Annotated in this window: 14 protein-coding genes and 3 riboswitches; of the genes, 5 read left to right on the forward strand and 9 right to left on the reverse strand. The window is 41.1% G+C overall.

The window, feature by feature from the left end:
* Positions 1-19 precede the first annotated feature (19 nt).
* The 6 genes from D8S85_RS11115 to D8S85_RS11140 all read right to left on the reverse strand — a co-directional run bounded on the left by D8S85_RS11115 (position 20) and on the right by D8S85_RS11140 (position 10,644).
* Complete coding sequence (locus D8S85_RS11115; protein WP_127075067.1) at positions 20-2,413, reverse strand: hypothetical protein; 2,394 nt, start codon at positions 2,411-2,413, stop codon at positions 20-22.
* A 22-nt stretch (positions 2,414-2,435) separates the two neighbouring features.
* On the reverse strand, positions 2,436-4,487 hold the full coding sequence (locus D8S85_RS11120; RefSeq protein WP_106480777.1) for a hypothetical protein: 2,052 nt from the start codon (positions 4,485-4,487) through the stop codon (positions 2,436-2,438).
* Between the two features lie 20 nt (positions 4,488-4,507).
* On the reverse strand, positions 4,508-6,232 hold the full coding sequence (locus tag D8S85_RS11125; protein ID WP_106480778.1) for a PKD-like domain-containing protein: 1,725 nt from the start codon (positions 6,230-6,232) through the stop codon (positions 4,508-4,510).
* Between the two features lie 16 nt (positions 6,233-6,248).
* Positions 6,249-7,415 (reverse strand): YncE family protein, encoded by a 1,167-nt coding sequence (locus D8S85_RS11130; protein ID WP_106480779.1) that lies wholly within the window; start codon positions 7,413-7,415, stop codon positions 6,249-6,251.
* Positions 7,416-7,458: 43 nt separating this feature from the next.
* The gene (locus D8S85_RS11135) at positions 7,459-9,468 is read right to left on the reverse strand and encodes a TonB-dependent receptor (protein WP_106480780.1); all 2,010 of its coding nucleotides are present in this window, start codon (positions 9,466-9,468) and stop codon (positions 7,459-7,461) included.
* Positions 9,469-9,599: 131 nt separating this feature from the next.
* Positions 9,600-9,801: riboswitch (cobalamin riboswitch) on the reverse strand.
* A 189-nt stretch (positions 9,802-9,990) separates the two neighbouring features.
* Positions 9,991-10,644, reverse strand: a complete 654-nt coding sequence (locus D8S85_RS11140) for a hypothetical protein (RefSeq protein WP_228423194.1) — start codon at positions 10,642-10,644, stop codon at positions 9,991-9,993.
* A 257-nt stretch (positions 10,645-10,901) separates the two neighbouring features.
* Here D8S85_RS11140 and D8S85_RS11145 point away from each other — a divergent pair, with 257 nt between their 5' ends.
* Positions 10,902-11,585 carry a hypothetical protein gene (locus D8S85_RS11145; RefSeq protein ID WP_106480781.1) on the forward strand — a complete coding sequence of 228 codons (684 nt, stop codon included), beginning with the start codon at positions 10,902-10,904 and terminating at the stop codon, positions 11,583-11,585.
* Positions 11,586-11,628: 43 nt separating this feature from the next.
* Here the strand turns inward: D8S85_RS11145 and D8S85_RS11150 are convergent, their stop codons facing one another.
* The 3 genes from D8S85_RS11150 to D8S85_RS11160 all read right to left on the reverse strand — a co-directional run bounded on the left by D8S85_RS11150 (position 11,629) and on the right by D8S85_RS11160 (position 16,120).
* Complete coding sequence (locus D8S85_RS11150; protein WP_106480782.1) at positions 11,629-13,656, reverse strand: TonB-dependent receptor; 2,028 nt, start codon at positions 13,654-13,656, stop codon at positions 11,629-11,631.
* A 148-nt stretch (positions 13,657-13,804) separates the two neighbouring features.
* A complete protein-coding gene (locus tag D8S85_RS11155; protein WP_106480783.1) occupies positions 13,805-14,914 on the reverse strand; it encodes an NHL repeat-containing protein in 1,110 nt (369 codons plus the stop codon).
* A gap of 42 nt (positions 14,915-14,956) precedes the next feature.
* Positions 14,957-16,120, reverse strand: coding sequence for a DUF5074 domain-containing protein (locus D8S85_RS11160; RefSeq protein WP_106480784.1), 1,164 nt, complete (start codon positions 16,118-16,120; stop codon positions 14,957-14,959).
* Positions 16,121-16,234: 114 nt separating this feature from the next.
* Positions 16,235-16,436: riboswitch (cobalamin riboswitch) on the reverse strand.
* Positions 16,437-16,578: 142 nt separating this feature from the next.
* Positions 16,579-16,781: riboswitch (cobalamin riboswitch) on the forward strand.
* A 49-nt stretch (positions 16,782-16,830) separates the two neighbouring features.
* Here D8S85_RS11160 and D8S85_RS11165 point away from each other — a divergent pair.
* From D8S85_RS11165 to D8S85_RS11180, 4 genes are all read left to right on the forward strand, one after another.
* On the forward strand, positions 16,831-17,949 hold the full coding sequence (locus D8S85_RS11165; protein WP_106480785.1) for an ABC transporter substrate-binding protein: 1,119 nt from the start codon (positions 16,831-16,833) through the stop codon (positions 17,947-17,949).
* A gap of 33 nt (positions 17,950-17,982) precedes the next feature.
* Positions 17,983-18,984, forward strand: coding sequence for a FecCD family ABC transporter permease (locus tag D8S85_RS11170; protein WP_106480786.1), 1,002 nt, complete (start codon positions 17,983-17,985; stop codon positions 18,982-18,984).
* Complete coding sequence (locus D8S85_RS11175) at positions 18,981-19,736, forward strand: ABC transporter ATP-binding protein (RefSeq protein WP_106480787.1); 756 nt, start codon at positions 18,981-18,983, stop codon at positions 19,734-19,736. The genes D8S85_RS11170 and D8S85_RS11175 overlap by 4 nt, the downstream gene beginning before the upstream one ends.
* Before the next feature lie 98 nt (positions 19,737-19,834).
* Positions 19,835-21,385 carry an ATP-binding protein gene (locus D8S85_RS11180; RefSeq protein ID WP_106480788.1) on the forward strand — a complete coding sequence of 517 codons (1,551 nt, stop codon included), beginning with the start codon at positions 19,835-19,837 and terminating at the stop codon, positions 21,383-21,385.
* The last annotated feature ends 57 nt before the right edge of the window (positions 21,386-21,442 follow it).

Genomic DNA, 21,442 nt, shown 5'->3' on the forward strand with positions numbered 1-21,442 from the left:
AACAAGATTTATGATACTCTTATTTTACAAGTTCTCCCGCCTTCACCTGCTCAAAAGTCGGGTTATAACCATTTCCAGAAACAACCCAAGACCCCTCATCTTCCAGCTTACTTATAACTTTTTCCAATCCCTCGAAAGAAACTAAGCCTGCCTGCTTCTGAATATTGACATAACCGGCACTCTCCAGCGCTTCAAAACACTTCAAATCAACAATTACATTATTGTAATTATTTGCACTATAGGCATTTGATGTCAGAACAAGCCCTCCGACTTGTTTCAAATTAGGAACACGAATCTCTTCCAACATCTTAACCGGTCCATTCTGATAACTAGTACTAACACGGAACTCTCCCTCCACGCTTTCCAACAACGGCAAATTCAATACCGAGACAACTCCCGTGTAAGCTAATGTCCCTACTTTCCTCAAGACTGGGAATTGTGTAGGTTGCATTTGTTGAGCACTACTACCTTCCGATAAAGTTAATGCTCCTTCAACCTCTTCCAAATCCGGGAAACAAAGGGCTGCTGCATTAGCTGAATATCCTAAGTTAGTCGTGAGCTTACGAACTTTTTTCAAATTTGCAAAATTAAACACAGCCGGTTCTTGCTGAACAAAACACGAAACTGTTAGCGTCTGAACATGCTCTATACCTTCAAAATGAACACCACGGCTATTATTTAAAAACATTTCACCTTCAAACTCCGCATTGCCTCGCAAAATAAAATCCGGTCCGACATTACTAAGGGTCAATTTATCAACAGAGAAACCTGAAGCATCCAATTCCGACAAAGCAGAAAGGGCCAAAAAATCACATTGCGTAAAATGCACTCCTTGCAAATTCGATAAGAACGAAATTTTCTCCAATTTCTCCATGTTCTGCACGGTTAGTTTGGAGCCCACCGATCTCAAAGCATCAAAACCATCTATACGCACCACATTATTCATGTTGCTTAATGTCACATTCCCATGAATAGAAGTTAAAACCTTAAAACCGTTTACCTCTTTTAGAGCAGCCCCACTCAACGCAAATTCTCCGACAGACACAAGATTATTGAAACCGTCCAAACGTTCCATATTTGCGGTTAATGTAAACTTTCCACCCACTTCTTTCAAATTACTCAACGAACTAACATCATCTGAAGCCAATGTAAAATTACCTTGTACTGCTGTCAACGCATCAAATTTAAGATCCTTCAACTTGTTGCAAACCTCTATCGAAAACCCGCCAGTTCCCACGTTTCTCAATTTGCTTGCATTCACTTTCTCCAAATCTTCAATATAATATATTTTGAAACCTCCGACAGAACTCAATTCGGGAAAATCAAACTCTTGGATCCGGTGAGTCCATTGTAATGTAAAATTCCCAACCACTTCTTTCAATTGTCTGAAATCAATTTTCGCCAATACATCCGTCTGCTGTAAAGAAATTTCGGATGCCGATGTTAGAGCTGGGAATAGCAATTCCTTAATTCTATGAGGATTTTGCATTTGCAATTGATTTCCAATCACGCTCAATTGAGGAAATTCCATCCGCTCAGGAAGTAACATATTACCTCCTCCATTATAATGCCTTCCCGGGAAAGACAAGTTACCACCAACTACAGTCAAAGCATCTACACTTAGATCTTCAATACTCCATACTTCGAATTGCAAATTATTACCAACACGCTGCAAGGCTCCAAGGTTCAAAGAATAAAGCGTATCGGCAGAAATAACTAAATCGGAACCCACTTTTTTCAAATGCGATAAATCAATCTCTCTCAACCGAGATATTCCCGGAGCTCCATATTGAGAAGAACGAGAAACCATTGTCAATCCACCAACCTGTTCCAAATTTTGTAATCCATCGAGAGATGTTCCACCGTAAGTCGGATTAATCGTTATTTTCCCGGTAACCTCTTTCAAGGAAGAGAGAAGAGAAAGAGAGGTCAAAGTATCCTCTTTCACGGTTCCCATGAACTTCCCAATCGTCAGGTTTCCCTCTATCTTATTGATTCCTCGAGCTGCAAAAGCTTCTATCTCCTCCGGGGTCGACAACACGACATCTCCAGCCTGTGCCAAAAGAGTCCTTACAACTAAATATTTATAAACACGTTGCGTCCGGTTGTAAGAAGTAACCGTAAACGTACGCTCCTCACCCCAATTCGTGATCGTGGAAGGATCGGGACTCAACGTGGTGTTTTCACTTGCAGTAAACTCCACTACCGCATTTTCAAAAGAGACACTTTCCGGAACAGCCAGAATCAACGAATCTCCGACAATATCACCGACATAAGTCTTCTCTCCCTGCACCAAACGAAAAGAAGTTATATAGTTCTCATCTCCGGAGAACAAACTATCGTCATCCTCACAACCGACCATAAAGCCAGCGAAGATAAACCATAAAACATATATAAAATTACCTATTTTCATATTCTCTATTTTTATTCATAAACTACTCAGGTTTTGTCCATTGCTGCTTTTCAACCAACTCCTCGTAAGTCGGGTTGTAACCATTGTTCTCTACCTGCCATTTAGATGCCGGACAAGTTGATATCGCTTTTTTCAATCCTTCATAAGAAACGATGGCCTCATGATTCACTAACCGGAAACCACCTATTTTTTCAACCCCGGAAAGAAAATCCAAATTTGTCAACGTCTTATTCACTTCTGAAGGATTCTCATTCCATGGATTCGGCGTTAAAGGACGAATGTCCAATACTCCGCCTACACTCCGCAACGAAGGATAAAGGATTTCTTGTGGACCATAAGACCCCCACCTGTCTTGATATCCTGTCTTGAATACCAAATCGCCACCCACCGTAGTCAATAACGGGAAGGTTTGATCATCATAATTATCGATGGACATCATCGCATTTCCTCCGATACGCTCCAATTTCGGGAAATGGTATTTCTTAATATTGGAATAGAGTTTAAAATTTCCGCTAACTTCTTCCAAATCCGTAAGCAATATTTCCGACACATTCGAATTTGCCCAATAAGAAAAATCTCCGGCAATTTTACGAACTCCGGCAATTTCAACAGGCTTACCACTCATGCCCAAATAACCGATAGTAAGATTTTCAATCTCTCGGAAACCTTCCAATTTCGGGAAATACCCTCCAAGATTTTGTAAATTGAAACTTCCGGCAAAAACATCATCCCCGATTACAGTTGTATTTTCTAAGCCGGTACCATTAAACTGAATCTCATCCATTTCCGTTCCTCGAACATCTAACCTCGTGATTCCGGCAGAGATAATCAAAGTTCCCAATTTTTTCAAACTAGCCGGTAATTTAAAATTCTCTATCACAAAATTTAATGACAACGCTCCTCCAATCTTTTCCAATGCCGAGAACCGTTCCGGATTAACCCCGGCAAACGTAAGACTGAGATTATTATCCACATTTTTCAGAGACGGAGCATTAAACTGATTTACATTAGGACAATTCAACATAATTGCCCCGGCATGGGACAACATCGGGAAAGACACTTCATACAAAGGATTATTTTCCACCGACAATTCCATATCAACATTTTCCAATTGAGGAACATAAAGCAAAGCCAAAGCTCCTTTAACCACAGACAATTTACCACAATTTTGCAACACCGGGAACTCCAGTTTTTTCAAAGAAGTCATGGTAGAACCGATAGCACCCCCTACTCGTTCCAAAGACTGGAACACGATGCTTGACATCGCAGTCTTTCCATTCAAATTAAGATCACCGCTTATTTGCCGTAAAGAAGAAAAATTCAAGGTTACAGAAGCCGCAGCCAAAGTAACAGTTCCCCCCACAGACTCCAAACGAGGACAAAGGATCTCGCTAATTGCTTTACTAGTGATATTCAAATCTCCTCCAACGCGAACCAAACGATTCAACGTCACTCCCCACAAACTATCCGCAGAATTTATATGGAATTTTCCTCCAACCTCTTCCAGATTATCCAAACCGGTCAATTCATACCCCATAAACAATTGGTTAATCGTGATATCACTCGTCACACGCTTTAAAGTAGACAATGCCTCCAAAGAACGAATGGTATCCCTCCCCGTCTGCCGACCGATAATCAAGCTTCCGTCAATTCGAGTTAATCCCTTTGCCCCGAAAGCATCCACCTCTTCCTGGGTATTCAACATAACAATACCTTCAAAAGTTAACGCCTTCTTCTCTGGAACATATAGGTATCTTCTTTCCGCACCACTGTGAGAAGTTACCACGAAATAGATTTGCTCCTCCCAGTTGGTTATCGTGGAAGGATCCGGTTTTATAGAACTGTTTTCACTGCACACGATATCCGGCGTAACTTCACTCAGCACAACTCCATCCGGAGTTGCCAATATAATTGTATCTCCCCGTAATAACGCCTCGTAAGAATTTTCTCCCTGTTTCAATTTAAAAGATGTGATAAAATTATCACTTCCCACAAAAGGATCGTTATCATCTTCACAACCGACAAGAAATGTTAGGCTGAAAAGAAAAACTCCCCAAAGAATAATCTTCTTCATAACATATTATTTTTTAGATATTATTTTTTCGCTTTTAAACGTAAATCCATTGCAGCAGAAGACTCGGTAGAAACTTCTCCCACGGCAGCACCTTGTCCCATTTGACCTGTATGTACCTTCACGAAATCAATATATTTCAAATTAGCCGGACTTCCATCTTGCTGGATGGCATTTTCGATTCTGAATCCTGTCGGGTCATTAACATTATCCACATATCCCCAATCAAAACCCCAGTTTGTTTCAATCCCTGCTGTCTTGAATTGATTTCCCAAACAAGTACCGGTAAGAATATAATACTCCTCTTTCATAAACCAAGGATAATAACCGCTCTCCGGATGATAAGCATTACGTTTCAAAAAGTCCAAATTACCATCATTATCGATAGATAACACATCCTGTTTATCTGCCGTAGGACGATAATATTTCAAGGCATATCGTTGCGTGATACCCGGCTTACCCGTTTCACTTCCCTTCAACTCGTACCATGTATCATCAGGGATTCCATTTCCATTCTCATCTTGACTTACCCATACAACACCACACTCACACCAGTTCTTACCAAGGGGATTACCTATGATATCAAAGTCCGCTTCTCCCAGTCCATCATCTTCCACGCTATGATCAAATCCCAATATAAAATAACCTCCCCATGCACCCAGGGAAGCAATCCACGCCATATTGCTATCATTATCCAATTTATCCAAGGCCGTTTGGATTCGCATGCGAGCGTCTTCTGCAGTTTGGTTTTGATTAAAATTAACAAATTGACCGGGAGCAGGCATAAATTCAAAACAATGATCAGAAAAAACTTTGCTTTTTGATGTCACCGCTCTAAAATAAGTTCCCTCCTTCGGGGTACATTGCACGTAAACTTTCGTGGATGCCGTTTTGCCATTATCCGTCGCCTTCACGTCAATTTCATACGTTTTCCCTTCCACGGATGGAGTAAAATCAAAATAAATAGAAGTCTTTCCACTCTGCACCTGTCCGTCAACTTTCCATTCGTAAACCGCTTGATCACTGATCGCAAATTTCACGGGAGCCAACACGACATGCTTACCGATCGGACAAGTCATCGTGATCGCTTTATCCAACATGGAGGGTTGCACGTAACGCGCGTTATCGAAAAACAACAATGGTTCTTCCTCGGGAATAACCGACACGTTGATATTTTTCACATCAACACCATCCTCGTTCGTCACCTTCAAGGCCAGAGAATAGATATTTATATCTTCCTCTTTAAACATATAAACGGAATCATGAGATACGACTTTCCCACTATAACTCCATTCGAATGTGGTCGTTTCATCCGTATACTCCGTTTCGGCTGCAAATCCTCTGGCAATTCCACAATAAGCCACCGCCGCAGACTCCAACTTAATTTGGGGTGCCAACCGATCAACCACCGTCACTTTTACTTGCTTCTCCACACTTCCGTTATCTGCATCCAAACGGAAATTGACAAAACACTCTCCTAAAGACTCCCCTTTGAAATAATACACCGTATCATCCGCCACAATCTTTCCTTCCTGTTTCCAAGCGTACACGGGATTCACCGCATCCTTCACGTGAACACGAAGAGGAATCTCCTTGCCGATTTTCACGTTATACTCCCCGGTCTCCGAATTAAAGGTAAAATCAGGATTACCCACCTCAATTTTTTCATCGTCATCATCGCAGGCCACAAAGCCACCGACCAATAACGTCATCAGTAACAAAAATTTAAACCTAAACTCTTTTTTCATAACTTATAATATTAAATCATTTATAATCTTGTAAAGAAGTTGTCGAGAACACGATATGTGCAGGAATATCACCCGTCTGCACACTCCATTTTTTCTTGCCATCGGGAGTAAAACAATAAAGGGTACCCGGAGTAACATAATCCCCCGCATCCCCAACTAAAATTTCCCCTGTTTCCGGATTCACAGCCAAAGCGTAAGGAGTTACGATCAACTTGTCTGTTCCGTCTTTTATAAAATTGCGAGAAACAACACGTCTGACTTTCGTGTCATAAATCGTATAATTAATTGTCCACTTCCCTGTAATTTTACTATATTCGGTACTATAAGAATAAAGAGAATCTCCGCAAAGATATAGTTCACTGGCAGGGAAATTCAATGTACTTTCAACCATGTCATTCAGGGTATTAATCACGTATGTATTTGAATGTACATTATAATAATCTCCTCGGGAAGTCACGTAAATCAACCCATTTCGATCAATACGCATCCGGTGAAGATTAATTGCAACCGTGATCTTTTTCACCTCCTTAAATGTTTCCAAATCAATCACGGACACGGTATTATCATAATTCGGAACCCTATACCCTCCCGAATTTGCCACGTACAATTTATTTCCGGCGATCACCATCTCCTCCGGTTGATATCCCACCGTACAGGAACCCACGACCTGTAAAGTTGCCGTGTCAATTTTCACCACTTCCCCCAAACGCGCATTCGGATCTATCAACACCGGTCCCGCGTACGAACTCACGTAAGCATAACCATCCTTGAAAACAATATATCGACAATTTGTCACCGTTATTTTAGAGATTTCTTTCGCCGTGTTCACATCCATAACCTCGATCAAATGCGAACAATTAATCACGGCATACAACTTACTCCCGTATATCTGGATATCATTACCCACATCTCCTAACTCTTTCACCACATCGGGATTCCGTTCCGGAAATATATTCTTATGATACTCACCAGTAGCATAATCAAAATAATCGAGGGAAGCTTTGTTATTTCCCATATTTCCCTCGTTGAGTAAGAAAAAACCCTTCACGGGGCCAAGAACCGAATCACTTGGCGTGACTTTAGTCACAACTGACTGGATAATCTCGTCATCATCATTTCGACAAGAATAAACCGACAACATCCCCAACAGGAAAATAAATAGCCTAAATACTCCTTTATTCATATCTATATTACTTTTCAATTAGATAACTTACATTTTGTCATTTTTAAATTGTCACGTTAACAATGAACTTCACATTCGTCCCCGGCATCGGGTAACATTGTACAACCTCGTATTGCTGATTAAAAATATTGTTAATCTCTGCCGTCAAACGAATCGCGGTCTTTCGCCACGAGAAATTCTTGGACAACGAAAAATCACTCGTATACCACTCTTTAGCCCTATTTTCCGGAATATTAGCACTCGCCTCGTAACGTTTACCCGTGTAAATAAAACTGTAATTCACAAACCAACTTCTATACGTCCCGTTTAATATTAAAGAACCACTGTGCCAAGGGATATAAGGAATTTGATCCCCGTAAAAATGGCTCTCTCTTTTCGTGAAATCTTGGGCTTTCTGGTACGTGTAATTTACCCGGGTATCCAATAACCAATCTTGCCCAAATCGCCAACATCCCTGCAAAGCGACATCAACACCCCGAATTTCAACCTCTCCCAGATTTATCATTGTCCAACGGAACTGGTTGGAAGTCGGCATGGCAATAATCTTATCCGACACTTCGTTATAATACACATCTGCCTGCAACTCGAAATGTTCCAAGACCCCTTTATCAAACGTCTTAACATACGTTACCCCCATGTCATATTGATTGGTATACTCTGGCTTCAAATATATATTCCCAATAAACGTGTAATACAAATCGTTCAATGTCGGCATCCGGAAAATCCTTTTGTAAAAAGCCCGTACGTTGAAACTCCCCGTCTGGAAAGGTTGCCATGAAGCCACCAACGTTGGAGTATACTCCCGCATATCATCTGCGGCACCATTTTCCACTTTAGTACGTTCATGCACAAAAGTACCTAATAAACTTGCCTGCAATTTGAATCTCTCGAAATGCAACGCGGTGGCAACCGCAGTCAATACAGTATAACGCTTGGGATAAACAAAATCCACAAGATCTGCATTCAACTTATTCCACTGAAAATCCACTGAAATATTTACATTCCAAAAAGGGAAAAGAGTAAACATATGCGCTGACGAGAAATAAATCTCATGTTGACGAAAGTGATTGTTCACGTACATCGTACTCACATCCAAACGCGGATCCGAAAGATAATGTAAATAATCATAAGCATATTTCCCATTCAGCAACAAACTATAAAAACTGAAATGCTTCTGAAAAGAACCTTGCAGAAATAAATTCGTATCCCATTGCCGATCTTGGTGTTTAAACTTCCCCGGTTCCTCTCGTACCGATGCCCCGGGATAACCTCTTTCCGAATCATAAAAATAAATCTTCGCTTTCCAATCTCCACTATTCATTTTTCCAAACATCCCGTATTCCGCACGCAAAGCATACACGTCTCCATTCCGGCGGATTTCTGTAGTATCGTATCCGTTTTTCTTCCGATAACTAAACTTATACTTCCCGGTAGTGTACATGTATTCGGAACTAAAAGAAGCACTTATTCGATCGGACAACCGGCTTTCCCACAAAAGAGCCGGATTCAACAAACCGAAAGACCCGGTCTTAAAAGTAAATTTACCGTTATGTTTCTTATTTCCCAGAAATCGAGGAACTCGGGTAGTCATGTAAATAGAACCTGCTGAGCCGAAATCTTTTGCCGGCTGGAAAATAGCACTCCGTTGCCCATTATAGAGAGTTATCGTCTCCATGTTATCCAAAGAGAAACGCCCGAGATCCACCGTCCCGTTCTGAGCATTCCCCAATTCGATGCCATCATAAAATACCCCTACATGCTGCGTACCCATTGCCCTGATATTCACTGTTTTCAAACCACCGATACCACCATAATCTTTAATTTGTACACCGGAAAAATAACGCAGGGCATCAGCAACAGAGTGAACGCTTAATCTTTCTAATACCTTTCCTTCCATGACCTGCACAGGTATCACTTCTTTACGAACCCGCGGAGCAGACACGTCCACCTCGTCGATATGATACATTTTGGTCGAATCCACGTTCTGCGCCCTCAAAAAGTTACCACCTTCAAAGCATAGCAAAATCAATACAATCAAAGTTATTAACTTCATTCTTTACTGTTATAAAAAAAACATAACAGCTTTCCAGTACCACACAACAGATACAAATAGCTACAATTACCTATCGCAACAACAGTATGATAAAAATAATATCTGCATCCAAGCTCTAATCCCAGAAAGCTTTAGATCTAATGAAGTTGGCAGGTCTTCTGACTTACCCCGTCTTTAAACGCCCTTCCCATTTCATGTCGAAACAGTGGATGTGAGTCGTGTTTAAAGACTTTGATGGAGTTTACAGCAGCGGGTCTGTTCAGGATTTTCACCTGATTCCCTTTTCACCACACGCCCGAAACGAGATGTGACACCAAAATCGTCACAAAATTATACAAAAAACACATGTTAGCCAGATTTAAAAATGTTTATTTTTACTTTTCACAATATTTATTATTTAATAACAAACCAAACATTAGAAACACGACCATCATCAACATTACAAAAAGGCACCTAAAATAATGAACCCTAAAAGTTTTTGTCAACTTTTAGGGTTCACCTCACGATATGTATTTTGATAATTTAAGCCTCCACGTATTCACTCGGGGAAAACCGACTCGACATCTTGTTACCAAAGAACAAATAAAGATGTAAACGTGTCCCGTCAGGCTGCCCCGCAGATGGAACATCGACAATCACCCTGCCATCCCTCCGACAGGCTCCGAGGCACGACACCATTTGCGGGGCACGAGGTTGCGTGTCGTAAAAATAACCCACGTACACCCGATCCGAATTTCCCGCTTTCGGGCGATCAATATCATTTTCCCAATTTAACGTCACGGACCATCCCTCTCGTGCGGCACCTGTAATCACGGGTGCATCCAATGTTCCTACTGAAAACCGAAATGTCGGGAATGCCCAAACTCCTACTCCCGGACGGAAACATCCCCCGTTTTGAGAATGAAACAGAGAATCACTCTTGTTCACTCCTGTTTCTTTAGCCATAACCCTCCATATCGGCAAATCCCCGATAGCCCGGCGATAAATCCGCCACATCTTCCTTACCTCGGTGAAACGATTCGAGGATTCTTCCTCCCCTTCCTGTCGCCCTTTTTTCGGCCCCCGTTGAGATCGACAGGCTCTAACTTTATTACCGTGGCGATAATACGTGACTCCGTCAATCCGTATAGGCCCCTGTGCCAAGAGAGCAACAGGAATAGACAATGTATTCTCCATATCAATAAATATTTAAGAATTAATACCTTATTAATTCCTGAGTAAAAGTAGATAAAAAACTTTTACTATACTATTAAAATCCTAATAAAACGCTATTGCGTATAGCGTTTTAATAGCGCTTTAATAGCGTTCTAATAGCGCTTTACATGGAAGTGGTACAGATGTGATCATGAATTATTCCTAAAATAATCATTGATATTCATTAGAATACGGTTTTTTAACCGTACCTTCACCACCATAACCATAATACAAGAAACATGGCAGAATTTATAAACCCCATTGGGAAAATACGAGGAAAATTTGGAAACGTGATCCCATACGTGGGGAAAAACGGCAAAAACTATTGTCGGTCAACATCATTAAAACGTAAGGCTGGAGGAGAAGGCCAGAAACGGCAATCCGTGGCATTCGGGACAACAACGAGTAGAAAAAGATGGCTCTCCCCGGTCATCCGACTGGGATTTCCCGGTGGGAACGGTTACCCACAAGGTTTCTACGGGTTTACAAGCGCTAACGTAACACATGCCATCACGGTGGAGAAAATACATCCGGAAGTTCCCGTGAACCGACAGAAAAGAGCCACACAGGAATTTCAAGGCACCATCGATTACGGGAAGTTACGGGTTGCTGCAGGTCAACTGGTTATTCCGATGGTCAACGCGGAAATTGATGCTGAAAACAGGAAAGTTTCTTTCACCTCTCCCGGAGTCCAATTCGAATCCGTGGATTGTTTCATGGATGATAGCATCTATGCAGTTTTCCTTTACGATAATAAACACCGCTGCCTTGTCAAAGAACTGGGTAAACGGGGTGAAACGCTGAACACAACCGTGGATTTTCCCCGAGATGCCACTGCCGAGGAACTCATTATTTACGTTTTTGCCAAAAATGCTGACGGGAAAGATGTTTCCGACTCGGTATGTTTGCGAAAACCGGAGTAAAAAACACTAAATTGAAAAATATCAATCAAGGGCTTCATACAAACTAAAATTCAAACACAACCGACACCAAACAATTTCGCAAAGGCATCGGATAATACTTGGTCGATTCATAATAGGTATCAAAAAGATTATCTATTCGAATTTGCGGAGAAACTCGGATATTTCCAATATCGAAAGAAGAACCTACAAGTAAATTATGAACAGTGTACGCTGGTGTACTGTACGATTCATCTGTGGTTAAAAATCTTTTGTCAAAGTAAGAGATTTGATATGCAAAGAAATGTTTTTTGTATTTCACAGAAAGACGAGTATTCCATTTGTATTTAGGGACATAAGGAATCTGTCGCATATAGGAATTGTCATCTTTATGATTTTTCTTACGCGTTTTAGACACGGACACCGTGTAATTCGTTGTAATACTCAGGTTAAAATCTTTTGTCTTGTATTCTCCTCGCATGAAAACCTCACACCCATATGAAAGTACATCCCGCATGTTCTGAGGTGTCCAGAACCATTGTTTCCCATCCTCAGGCAGCCAAACAATCCAATCGTCAATAGTCATCAAGTAGGAAGACACCACTGTATTTAAATGAAAACCATGTCCCAAGCGAGGAGTGTAGGTAAAAGTAATATCATAAGAATAGCCCTTTTCCGGTTTCAATCCAGGGTTTCCTCCCGGCCTCCAGTATAGATCGTTCATGCTAGGGAAGCGGTAATTATATGACACATTTCCGCGGATCGTCAAAATGTCTTGATGAATTTGAGAAAGAAATCCCATAGAATAAGTAGATACATTTTTCCCGTCATTCCATTCCGTCATAAATTGCCCGTTAATCAATAACCACGGGAATACGCTCCAACGAGCATTGGCTTGCCATGAAAGCACTTCTCGATTTTTTATGGAAGGACTTGCAACCGTCGGGATTTCATAATAGGCAGAATCAAGCCCATCAATATAATATTTTGAAGAATCGATTTCCATATAACTTTCCGCGTTAATCCGGTCGTATGTATAAGTTAACGTAGTATTCAAATGCAGTCCGGATAATGGATTGCAATGATAATCCCCGCTAATTGTATATGTTTCAGATTTATTCGTATTGCCTTCAGGTGGAAATACTCCATTTTTGCTATCGTTCCATTTATCATAGCGTAATCGATAGTATAAATAAGCGGCTTTTGCAAAAAATTGATGTTTCCCCTTAATGTAGTCTGCTCCCACGTATCCTCTCAAATTTGTTTCTTTTTGTTGTTCATGGCTTAATACATTAACCGTGAGAGGCTGAGGGAGTTTCCTTTTCCCCCATTGAAGCCAACCTATCGTTGATAATGTCAAATCTGGTAATAATTTGAAATAAACCTCCTGCATTACACCAAACTGATCGTATTGAGCTTCTTTTCTCTGTTCCCGAAAAGGTTTTGTCGGAACCAGTATTTTATTAAGATACGTGTAATTATTGTCAGAATGTTGATGATAAAATCGAGTTTGATAGGAACTTTTAGTTTTCCCGATCAAAAGATTTCCCCCAGCTGTATACGTATTATATGAACCGTATTCACCGAAGATTTTATATTTGTTCTTTTTATTCCATCCGGGTTGATTAAACAAATTGACACTTCCCCCGATCGCCCCGGTTCCACTTTTCACGTGTCCGCTACCATGTATGAGATCCACGTTATCGATAAAAAATACAGGAATTTGTGAAAAATCAAATGTTCCGGCCATAGGAGGCGTAATATTAATTCCATTCCAGTTAACTCTAGTTTGGGATGGACTACTTCCTCGGAAAGAAGCAGTAGCAAGAGCCCCTTGTCCTAAACTTTTAATATAGATAGCCGAATTGTCGGATAACAATTCTGCCAATGATCTTGACTTATTAGCCTGCATGACTTCCACAGAAATGCGACTTACACGAGAACCGGCATTTGCATCTTGTGCATTATATGCTCTGTTTTCGATCACGTCAACCGTATCAATTACACCACGCATGGCAATACTATCTCGTTTTTGTGCAAATGTGACCACGGGGAGAAACAGTATATAGATCACGAAAAGATTAAGCATTTTCATAAACAGGAAAAGTAAGATTTATTTTAAACAATAGAGTTCTTAAAAGAAAAGTAACTGTCCGATCGATCAAAATCAGACAGTTTTCTTTCAAAATATTTATAGTAAAAGTATTTCTAAGCAAACTTGATTGAGGGATCCCCACTTTTATTTACCGGGGGAACCAAATCATTCGCGGTTTTATACCCACCTGAATAGCAGAAATTGTTTCATTGGCTGGGAATTGACGCACGAAACCAGCAATAGTTCCATTGGCATCACAAAGATAGACTTCACCTTCCGGAGAAATTCCCATTCCATTTAATCTTGCTTCCACACCTGGAGTTTCCCGATACAGTTTATAGCTATTATCGTTAACATCTAAAGCAAATATGGCTAACCGATCTCGTCCGGCAGAAATGCGTGCACAAGCCTGCAATGTAAAATAAATGGTTCCCTTATCAAGAGACAGATAAGATTTATTATACGTGGCTCCCATAGGTACACCTAATTCCAATTCTTCGTCCCCACGTTTAAAAAATGGTATTTCAACAGAATCAACTTTCTGTGTTTCCGGATCTATTTTGATCCAATATGCACAGTTCCGGCTTTCTGCATTCTTTCCAGTGGAGAATATCCACAATTTATTGTTTTTATCTACATGCATTTTACAAGTCTTGACACTTTTACTTATACTTACCGGAATGACACTTTGAGGGTTTCCTGTAATATTATCTATATCAAATACTGCAATCCCCGAAGCATCAAGATGAGTCCCGAAAAGTTTATTATTAACGATCGCGATCTCCTCCATACCCCATTCTTCCGCAAGAGTTATGTGCTCAACGACAGTATTTGTAACTGTATTGATTTTAGTAAGTTGATGAATAGAGTCTGCCACGATCGCTTCCGATTCACTAATTGGGATAATATCCCGAGGCATGCCTATTTTTTCATAATCAATCGTTTTCAATACAACAAAGGTTGTCGGGTCTAGGATCTCTATTCTAGCGGGAGCACTTGCCGTGAGAAAATATTTATCATTGATTGAATTAATAGCATAAGGAGAGCCTTGCAATATTTTTTCATTGGCTTTTTCGTAAGCATTCACTTCTATCGTTCCATCTCCATAAATGACAGACAAGCCTCCCTCTCCATTTACTCCTTCATTCACAACAAGCATTTGTACGTCCCTAGGAGGGGTAATCTCCCCCTTGTCATCATCATTACAAGCTGATAATAAAATGGTACAGAGTACCCCTAAATATAATATTTTTTTCATAATCCAATTCTATTTAAATCAATGACGCATTTTTAGTCTTACCTATTTAACAGAAGGCGTTTCGTTTTCTGTAAACCAAATCATTCGGGGATAAACACCAACTTTAACAGCTGTTTCCGAACCATTTGCATAGAAATGACGCAAATAGCCTCGCTGTGCCGCATAATCAATTGCATCGCAAACATATACTTCTCCATCCGGAGAAACACCCATTCCATACATATTAGTAACTCCCAAGGTTTTTCTATACAATTTGTAAGCTTTAGTATCAACGTTTAACTCAAAAACAGCAAGCTGATAAGTCCCATTTTCCACGTCAGTACAAGCATTCATACTAAAATAAATAGTACTTTTATCTCCACTGATATCAGATCTATAATAAAGGAAACCACCAGCCATGGGGGAATCAATTTTCAAATTTGGATCACCTTTCTTTAAAAAAGGAATTTCAACAACATCCAAAACCTCTTCTGTATCAGGATCTATACAATTCCAAAACACACAACTTTCTTTTTGAGTATTTGTACCTGTCGTAAGTACCCACAACTTATTATTTTTATCCAAATGCATCTTACTGGTTTTTGCATTATCTTTCACCAACACCGGAATAATACGTTTCCCTGCTTCTGAAATATTATCTATATCAAATACTGCAATTCCTTTACCTGCTGGATTGGCTCCAAAGAGCTTATCACCAATTTTTACAATTTTTTCAACTCCCCAATTCGTCGCAAGAGGTATATATTCAATAACACTATAATCAGATGTATTAACCCGTACCAATTGTCCTTGTATATCAGATACAATAGCTACTGTATCATTAATGGGAGCCATAAAACGAGGCTTTCCTTTTTGCGTGTAAAGTATTGTACCTATAGATTTAAAAGTTTCCGGCTCCACGACTTCAATTTTGCCAGAACCGTTTAACGCAACAAAATATTTCCCATTAATATAAGTAATAGATTGGGCAACATCACCCATAGGCACTCCGTTCGCCCTTTCAAAAGCATTCCAAATAGTAGTTCCATCCTCATATACGACGGAAATATCGGCAGTACCCGTGTTGAATAACCCCTCGTTAACAACGATCATCTTTACTTTATTGACTTCCGGCATCGGAATTTCGCCGCCATTATCGTCATCATCTGTACATGCCGCAAACAATACGGCAAAAAACAACCATAAAAACAAAAGCTTTTTCATCATCTTTTTTACAAATAAACATTAAAAATAAGGATGAAAACTGTGAACAAAAAGTTTTTGAACGTGTGCACCTCGATCTTAAACCAATTGATTCATCGTTTACTCCTCGAAACTTTGAATACTATTACAATTTTGGCAGGTTTTCTGACTTACTTCGCCTTTGAACATCCTTCCCATTTCCATTCGAAACAGTGGATACGAGTCTTGCCAAAGACATTGCTGAAGTTTACAGTAGCGGGCCTGTTCCGGATTCACACCGGATTCCCTTTTCACCACATGATTAAAAATATTATGTGACACCAAAATCATCGCGAAAATATAAAAAAATAAACATTATCTAAAATCTTAAGTATATTTTTTCATTAAATCTAAAATTAAGGGATTTAAGATGTCTTAAATAGGGCTAAAAACAGATGAAAAAGACTATTTTCAAGCATCTTTTGAAATTTTGAAAATATATATTATTTTCGTGCCGTCATAGTTCTAGTACAATATTATTGTTGAGGATGAAAAGGGAATCCGGTGTGAATCCGGAACAATATCCGTTGCTGTATTTCCCTCTCTGTTGGAGGATATGGTTTATTGCATTCTTGCCACTGGTTTCAACCGGGAAGGCGCAATAAACGGGATAAGTCAGAAGACCTGCTATGATTTACAAAGATTTACATTCGCGGAGGTCGGATGATTTATCAGAATACCATTATTAACAAGATATGAAACAAATATTATTTACTGTCACTTGTCTTTTAACCCTACTCGGTTGTCAATCGAGGTCTACAATCACTTTTACCAAAAATGTTTACATTCCACAATATGCCAAAGGATTTGACATCATGGGAGCAGATCACACGGAGAGTACGATCGTTCACGTGCGCAATCCATGGAAAGGAGCGGAAGACGTTGAGATGTCTTACTTCATAGCACGCAATGACGAGATTCCTCCACAAGATTTCAAGGGTGTTGTCATTCCCGCGGGAGCGAAGCGGATTGTTTGTATGTCTTCCTCGTACATTGCCATGCTGGATGCCTTCGGGCAAGTGAATCGGGTGGTCGGTGTTTCCGGTATCCACTTCATTACGAATCCTTATATCAATCAACACAAAGATGAGATCAAGGATATGGGAGCCGAGATTAACTACGAACTGCTTGTGGGATTAAACCCGGACTTGGTGCTACTTTACGGTATTGGAGATGCCCAATCTACGGTAACCGATAAATTAAAAGAGCTACATATTCCTTACATGTACGTGGCCGAATACATGGAAGAATCGCCCCTAGGAAAAGCAGAATGGATGGTTGCCCTTGCGGAATTAACGGATTGCCGAGAAGCCGGGAAACAAGCCTTTCAAGACATTCCTGAACGCTATAATGCCATGAAAGAACTAGCTGCAAACGCAACCCATCGTCCAACCGTTATGCTGAATACACCTTGGCAGGATAGCTGGTTTATGCCTTCCGTTAAAAGCTATATTGCACGATTAATCAGTGATGCCGGAGGGGATTATATCTACAAGAAAAACACCTCTAACGGTGCTGAAGCCATCGGTTTGGAAACAGCTTATGAATTAATCCGCAAAGCAGATGTATGGCTTAATGTTGGTTCCGCCATCTCTTTAGACGAGCTGAAGGCGGTAAATCCGAATTTCAAAGATGCCAAGGCGATACAGACAAATAGCGTGTATAACAACAATTTGCGCCGCACCCCTGGAGGAGGAAATGATTACTGGGAGTCAGGGTCTATCCATCCGGACATCGTGCTTCGAGACTTGATAAAAATCCTGCATCCCGAACTGGTGACAGAAGAATTGTATTATTTCAGACATTTGGAATAATTTGTAAATTCAAGCTTTAGATTAATACCACGTATGCACCGCAACACCATTATATTCACATTGTTAATTCCTTTAGCAGTCATTTTGTTCGTGCTAGATTTATTATCCGGAGATTCAGCCCTTACGGTCGGAGAGGTATGGAATGCATTGACAGGCAACGAGGTTGACGAGATTACCCGAAATATCGTATTGTCGATCCGGTTGGTTAGAACGATTGTAGCACTACTCATCGGTGTGGCTCTATCGATAAGCGGCTTGCAAATGCAAACTGTTTTTCGCAATCCCTTGGCAGATCCTTATCTGTTGGGGGTTAGCTCCGGTTCCGGTTTAGGTGTTGCATTCTTCATTTTGGGTGCACCATTACTCGGTTTAAATCACTCCGTCTTTTGGCAATCCGTGGGAATTGTCGGAGCCGGTTGGGGCGGTGCTATCCTGGTATTACTACTCATAGCCATTATCAGCCGCTACATGAAAAATATATTAGGAGTATTGATCATGGGGGTCATGATCGGTTATATCGCGGGTGCTATTGTACAGATATTACAATACTTAAGTTCAGCCGAGCAACTGAAAATGTTTTTCCTTTGGTCCATGGGTTCCCTGGGACATGTAACGACCATCAAACTGTTTATCATGATACCCGTGGTCTGTATCGGTACCATACTGTCCGTCTATTGCATCAAAGCCTTGAACCTTCTTTTGCTGGGAGACAGTTACGCACAAACGATGGGACTTAACATTCGAAAGGCCCGGACTCTCATTTTTATATCAACCACACTGCTTACGGGAACTGTAACCGCATTTTGTGGTCCCGTGGGTTTCCTGGGGCTTGCCGTTCCTCATGTGGCCCGTATGTTGTTCAACAATGCCGACCACCGGACGTTATTGCCCGGAAGTATATTATTAGGGATCATCGCCATGTTAGCGTGCGACATCGTTGCCAAAACACTTATTTTACCCGTTAATTGCATTACTGCTTTACTAGGCATCCCGGTTATTATTTGGGTGGTATACAAAAACCTTCGTGTAGCATGATACAACTGAAAGATTTAACATTAGGATACGGACAACGCATCTTGCTGGACCGCGTGTCAGCCAAATTGAGTGAAGGAGGTTTAATCGCCTTATTGGGGCGCAATGGCAGTGGAAAGAGCACCTTGTTGCGAGCCATCGCCAGATTAGGAGAGATTGCCTCGGGAGAGGTGTTACTGAACGGGAAAGAGATAAGCAGATTGCGACCGGAGGAGTTGGCAAAAATCATCAGTTTTGTGACTACCGAAAAGATTCGAATCCCGAACTTAAAGTGTCAAGATGTCGTGGCTTTAGGACGGGCTCCCTACACGAACTGGGTCGGACGCTTGGAAGCACGAGATCGAGAAATCGTTGCACAATCGTTGGCATTACTCGATATGTCCACCTACGCCGAACGAACAATGGATCAGATGTCGGACGGGGAGTGCCAGCGAATCATGATCGCCCGGGCTCTCGCTCAAGACACGCCCATTATCCTGCTTGATGAACCCACCTCTTTTCTGGACCTACCGAACCGTTACGAGTTGGGTGTTCTATTGCAGAAGCTGGCACACGAGCAAAATAAATGCATTCTCTTTTCAACTCACGAGCTCGATATCGCTCTCACGCTCTGTGATTCCATTGCTTTAATTGATCGCCCGCATTTGCACTACCTGCCCACGCAACAGATGATCAATAGCGGTCATATCGAACGTCTGTTTCGTAACGAGACCATCACGTTCGATCCGAAAGAATTGCGCATCCGTATCCGGTGAAAGTTCGCTTGACAGCAGGCGTTAAACTTGTCGTTCATTGTCGATAATCATATAAAATTGAGTATCTTTGTTCTATTATTATCCATAAACGAACGCGCATGAGTGAGAAAATTTACCCCATAGGTATCCAGAATTTCGAAAAGATCCGGAAAGAAGGTTATTTCTATATCGACAAAACTGCTTTGATTTACCGGCTGGTAAAAACGGGTAGTTATTATTTCCTCAGTCGCCCGCGTCGTTTTGGCAAGAGCCTGTTAATCTCAACATTGGAAGCCTATTTCCGGGGAGAAAAGGAGTTGTTTAAAGGGTTGGCCATCGAGAAGCTGGAAAAAGATTGGGTGAAACGCCCGGTACTGCATATCGATCTGAATATCGGGAAATATGATGCCCCCGACAGTTTGGACAAAATTCTAAACGAAGCCCTTGTCAAGTGGGAATCGGTGTTTGGCACGGGTGCCGGAGAAAGTACTTTGGCCTTACGCTTCAAAGGAGTCGTGGAACGAGCCTACAAGCAATCCGGACAACGGGTTGCCATTCTTGTTGACGAGTATGACAAACCTCTGTTACAAGCCATCGGTAACGAGGAGCTTCAACGGGAATACCGTAACACGCTGAAACCGTTTTACGGGGTACTTAAAACAATGGACGGGTGTATCCAGTTTGCCATGCTCACGGGCGTGACTAAATTCGGTAAGGTAAGCGTGTTCAGTGACCTGAATAACTTGGAAGATCTTTCCATGTGGAATGAATATATCACTCTTTGCGGTGTCAGCAATCAGGAAATACATGAAAATTTAGAAGAAGAATTACATGAATTTGCCAAGGTCCAAAATATGACCTACGATGAAGTCAACGCGGAACTGGGGAAATGGTATGACGGGTATCACTTCACACACGACTCGATTGGTATATATAATCCGTTTAGCCTGCTAAACGCATTCAAGCGGAAAGACTTCAACAATTACTGGTTCGAAACGGGCACACCGACGTATCTCGTGGAGCTACTGAAACGCAATCATTATGACTTGGAACGCATGGCTACCGAAGAAACCAGTTCCGACGTCTTGAATAGCATTTACGGTGATGAACAGCCTATTCCCGTGATCTTCCAAAGCGGGTACCTCACTATTAAAAGCTATGATAAAGAATTCGGATTGTACCGCCTAGGATTTCCAAATAAAGAAGTGGAGGAAGGTTTTATCAATTTTCTGATGCCTTTTTACACCCGATTCAACAAAATCGAAGCCCCGTTTGAAATACAAAAATTCGTCCGTGAAATACGTGCCGGGCAACTAGAAGCCTTTTTCAATAGGTTGAAAAGCTTCCTGGCCGATACTCCTTACGAACTGATCAGCGAACAGGAACGGCATTATCAAAACGTGCTTTTCATTATCTTCAAGTTGGTAGGTTTTTACACGGAAGTAGAGTATCACACTTCCGAGGGTCGCGTGGATCTCGTGTTGAAGACCAAAGATTATATCTATATCATGGAGTTTAAACTGAATGGCAGTGCCGAGGATGCCTTGCAACAAATCCACGACAAGCATTACGCCCAACCATTCCAATCTGACAAGCGAAAAATATTTAAAATCGGGGTGAACTTTAGTTCGAAAACAAGGAATATCGAGAAATGGATCGTGGAATCTTGACGATATGGATTCATCCCGATAGGAATCCTCCCGACAAGAAACTAACTCACTCCACAA

Origin of the sequence: Butyricimonas faecalis (assembly GCF_003991565.1) — a bacterium.
GTDB classification, from domain to species: Bacteria; Bacteroidota; Bacteroidia; order Bacteroidales; family Marinifilaceae; genus Butyricimonas; species Butyricimonas faecalis.

Excerpts from the sequence above, each read along its gene's own strand:
- D8S85_RS11165 (WP_106480785.1), top strand. The coding sequence starts at position 16,831 with ATGAAACAAATATTATTTACTGTCACTTGTCTTTTAACCCTACTCGGT.
- D8S85_RS11135 (WP_106480780.1), bottom strand. The coding sequence starts at position 9,468 with ATGAAGTTAATAACTTTGATTGTATTGATTTTGCTATGCTTTGAAGGT.
- D8S85_RS11115 (WP_127075067.1), bottom strand. The coding sequence starts at position 2,413 with ATGAAAATAGGTAATTTTATATATGTTTTATGGTTTATCTTCGCTGGC.
- D8S85_RS11175 (WP_106480787.1), top strand. The coding sequence starts at position 18,981 with ATGATACAACTGAAAGATTTAACATTAGGATACGGACAACGCATCTTG.
- D8S85_RS11160 (WP_106480784.1), bottom strand. The coding sequence starts at position 16,120 with ATGATGAAAAAGCTTTTGTTTTTATGGTTGTTTTTTGCCGTATTGTTT.
- D8S85_RS11125 (WP_106480778.1), bottom strand. The coding sequence starts at position 6,232 with ATGAAAAAAGAGTTTAGGTTTAAATTTTTGTTACTGATGACGTTATTG.
- D8S85_RS11145 (WP_106480781.1), top strand. The coding sequence starts at position 10,902 with ATGGCAGAATTTATAAACCCCATTGGGAAAATACGAGGAAAATTTGGA.
- D8S85_RS11140 (WP_228423194.1), bottom strand. The coding sequence starts at position 10,644 with ATGGAGAATACATTGTCTATTCCTGTTGCTCTCTTGGCACAGGGGCCT.
- D8S85_RS11155 (WP_106480783.1), bottom strand. The coding sequence starts at position 14,914 with ATGAAAAAAATATTATATTTAGGGGTACTCTGTACCATTTTATTATCA.
- D8S85_RS11130 (WP_106480779.1), bottom strand. The coding sequence starts at position 7,415 with ATGAATAAAGGAGTATTTAGGCTATTTATTTTCCTGTTGGGGATGTTG.
- D8S85_RS11180 (WP_106480788.1), top strand. The coding sequence starts at position 19,835 with ATGAGTGAGAAAATTTACCCCATAGGTATCCAGAATTTCGAAAAGATC.
- D8S85_RS11170 (WP_106480786.1), top strand. The coding sequence starts at position 17,983 with ATGCACCGCAACACCATTATATTCACATTGTTAATTCCTTTAGCAGTC.
- D8S85_RS11120 (WP_106480777.1), bottom strand. The coding sequence starts at position 4,487 with ATGAAGAAGATTATTCTTTGGGGAGTTTTTCTTTTCAGCCTAACATTT.
- D8S85_RS11150 (WP_106480782.1), bottom strand. The coding sequence starts at position 13,656 with ATGAAAATGCTTAATCTTTTCGTGATCTATATACTGTTTCTCCCCGTG.